The following is a 3,749-nucleotide window of genomic DNA, read 5'->3' on the forward strand; positions in this document are numbered from 1 at the left end:
TGTATACCATAGGGTATTGGAAATCAATTAAATAAATTTGTTTAGCAATAAATATTTATTGATTATTTACCATCAAAATACCAAAGTTATGTGTGGAATTGTAGGTTATATCGGATTTCGTGACGCGTGGCCAATTGTAATAAAAGGCCTTAAAAGATTAGAATATCGTGGTTATGATAGCGCTGGAATTGCGATTATCAACCAGGAGGGTTTTAACGTTTATAAAAAGGTTGGCAAAGTATCATACCTTGAAAACTTTGCCGAGACCCAGGATACAAGCGGATTAATTGCTATAGGCCATACCCGGTGGGCTACACATGGTGTACCATCTGATCTTAATTCGCATCCTCATGCATCAAATGACAACCGTTTACATATTATTCATAACGGCATCATTGAAAACTATTCAACGCTGAAAGAAGAGTTAATAAACCGGGGGCATAAATTTAGGAGCGAAACAGATACGGAGGTTTTAATACATTTAGTAGAAGAAATACAAAATATTGAACAAACAGATTTGTTGGAAGCTGTTCGTTTGGCTTTAAATACTGTTATTGGCGCTTATGCCATAGTTATATTGGACAGGGAAAATCCGGGCCAATTGATAGCTGCCCGAAAAGGAAGCCCGCTGGTTATAGGCGTTGGTGAGGGCGAATACTTTATCGCCTCGGACGCAACACCTATTGTAGAATATACCAAGAATGTTATCTACTTAAAAGACAATGAAATAGCGCTGGTTAAACGTGAAGGACTTTTAGTTAAACGATTGGATAATGTGATTCAAACGCCGCTTATACAAGAACTGGAGATGAAACTTGAATCGCTTGAAAAAGGTGGTTTTGAACATTTTATGCTTAAGGAAATATTTGAACAGCCGCGTTCAATAAAAGACTGTATGCGCGGACGCATTATTCCGAAAACAGGCAAAGTTGCCTTAGGCGGGGTGAAAGAATATGCTGATAAACTTAAAAATGCCGAACGGATAATAATTATAGCCTGTGGCACATCCTGGCATGCCGGTTTAGCGGGCGAATATTTAATTGAGGAGTACGGCCGTGTTTCTGTAGAGGTTGAATATGCCTCAGAGTTTAGGTATCGTAACCCCATTATTAATGAAAAGGACATAGTAATTGCTATATCCCAATCTGGCGAAACAGCAGATACGATGGCTGCGATTGAAATTGCTAAAGAAAGGGGTGCCACAATTTTAGGCATCTGTAATGTTGTTGGGGCATCAATCCCAAGAATTACCCACGCGGGCGTTTACACCCATGCGGGGCCGGAGATTGGCGTAGCTTCAACAAAGGCGTTTACCGCGCAAGTTACTGTTTTAACATTATTGGCCTTATACATTGCGCAGCAAAAAGGCACTATCACATCATCAAAACTAACGCGTTTATTAACCGAACTTGAAACCATCCCGGATAAGGTACAATCGCTTTTATCGGATAATGATTTGATAAAAAGCATTGCATCCAAAATTAAAGATGCGACTAACTGTCTTTTCCTGGGTCGCGGCAGCGGTTTCCCGGTAGCCCTGGAGGGTGCGTTAAAATTAAAGGAAATTTCATACATTCATGCAGAAGGGTATCCAGCCGCAGAAATGAAACACGGGCCGATTGCTTTAATTGATGCAGAAATGCCGGTTGTATTTATAGCTACTAAAAACTCGTCGTATGACAAGGTCATAAGCAATATACAGGAGGTTAAGGCCCGGAAAGGGATAGTAATAGCTATAGTTACACAAGGGGATACAAAAGTAAGAGAAATGGCAGATCACTGCATAGAGATACCCGATGCTGACGAGGCCTTTTTACCGCTTTTAGCCACTATTCCTTTACAGCTGCTTGCTTACCATATAGCTGTAATGCGGGGATGTAATGTTGACCAGCCGCGTAATCTTGCAAAATCAGTAACCGTTGAATAAAATACACTGGTAATTATAAATCATAGCAGGTTACCCTAATAAACCAATTATCTCTATTATATACAATCAAATGAAGCAGGTGTAAGCCTGCTTTTTTTATGTATTAATATTTTTTAATCCTGGTTATGTGCAAAATTCCGCCCGTCTTATTAAAGCATCTGCTGATCTTATCCTCATTACCGGATCTCATTTATCCAAATTATCAGCGTAATTTCTGCAGAAAAAGAAGATGATTGAGGTTGTGGATTTCGGATTTTCATTAACGTCTTTTTAACAGTTATGGACATGTTTTACATGCTTTTTTACAGGGTTTGTAAATCAAGTTATAGGCAAGTTTACACTTTATGTGAAGTGAATACAACCCCTTTACAATTTAATTTCAATCGCAAAAAACGCTATCCTGTTGAAGCCCAAATAGATAAATTTGATATATGAAACAGTCAAAAAATACAATCTGTTATTTTAAACCAATGAGGAAGAGCGTAATTTTAAGTGGTTGTGTTATATCATTAATGTTAATCACAAGCTGCGCAGCCAAGCGCGACCTGGTATATTTTAGCAACCTGGCAAATGCCACCGTTGTTAATAATCCACAAACTGCCCAAGAGGTTCGCATACATAAAAAAGATATTGTGAGTGTATCTGTTAACAGTTTAAACCCCGAGTCAAATAAACTTTTTTACGTAGTTGATGCTCAATCTGGCAAACAAGAAGGATATAAAGTAAGCAAGGACGGAACAATTCAATTACCCCTGCTGGGTGAGGTTAAAGTTGAGGACATGACCGTTGAAGAAGCGCAAGCCGCAATTGCTTCGGAATTGACTAAACATGTTAAAAGCCCTGTTGTTGATGTCCGGCTTATTAATTTCAAAATTACAGTGATAGGAGAAGTTAACAGACCGTCAACGTTTGTCATCGCCGACGAGAAAGTAAACTTATTAGAAGCTTTAGGACTTGCCGGAGATATGACCGTTTATGGTAAAAGAGATAATGTATTGGTCATCCGTAACGAGGACGGCAATAAAACCATGACGAGAATAAATCTTAATAAACTTGAATCAATGAATTCGCCGTATTTCAACTTAAGGCAAAACGATATAGTTTATGTAGAGCCAGATAAGGCAAAAGCAGTAGAATACAGTCAGAATACACGGTTATTGCCCGTTGTTATAGCCTCTATTTCTGCACTTGCAGTTTTGGCCGCGGTACTTTTAAAAAGATAAATATATAACTGTTGCATAATGTTAAAAATAGCTAACATGGATACGAACTTTATTTTAAAACAACCCTTACCTGGCAATAATAACTTTATGGATACTGCAATGCCGTATTTAAAACGCTGGTATTGGTTTGTAATAGGTTTGCTTGTCACTTTGGTGGCGGTGTGGTTTTATTTAAACTATGTTACTCCTTTGTATAAGATCACCAGTACACTTCAGATCCCAGACGATAAAAAAGGAGACGGTGGGCTTCTTAAAGCTACTGCCTTTAGCGATCTAAACATGTTCCAGGAAACTAAAACTGTTGATAATGAAATGGAAGTTTTACGTTCAAAAGATCTGATATACGATGTATTTAAAAAACTAAACCTCGAAGTTTCATATTTTGACGAGAGCGGATATAAAACAAATGAATTGTATGGACAGGACCTGCCATTTGTTGTTACAGTAAAAAAACTGGGTAAAACCGTTTATCTGAAAAAACTTGAGCTTCAAACTTATTCGCAAAATACTTTCCTGTTAAAGGAAGATAAAAAGAGCTGGATATATAGATACGGCCAAATGATACAGCATGCCGATTATGTATTTAAAGTGGATAAGGG

Annotated in this window: 2 protein-coding genes and 1 pseudogene; all 3 read left to right on the top strand. The window is 38.0% G+C overall.

Features of this window, described 5'->3' with window-relative positions:
- Positions 1-88: 88 nt before the first annotated feature.
- The gene (gene glmS, locus AC1DO4_RS27600; protein WP_477420990.1) at positions 89-1,927 is read left to right on the top strand and encodes a glutamine--fructose-6-phosphate transaminase (isomerizing); all 1,839 of its coding nucleotides are present in this window, start codon (positions 89-91) and stop codon (positions 1,925-1,927) included.
- Positions 1,928-2,397: 470 nt separating this feature from the next.
- Entirely contained in the window at positions 2,398-3,150 is a 753-nt protein-coding gene (locus tag AC1DO4_RS27605; RefSeq protein WP_477420991.1) for a polysaccharide biosynthesis/export family protein, read from the top strand.
- 36 nt (positions 3,151-3,186) lie between these two features.
- Positions 3,187-3,749, top strand: a pseudogene (locus AC1DO4_RS27610) (GumC family protein); the annotation flags it as partial.

This window comes from Mucilaginibacter sp. P5_A6, from assembly GCF_056400585.1.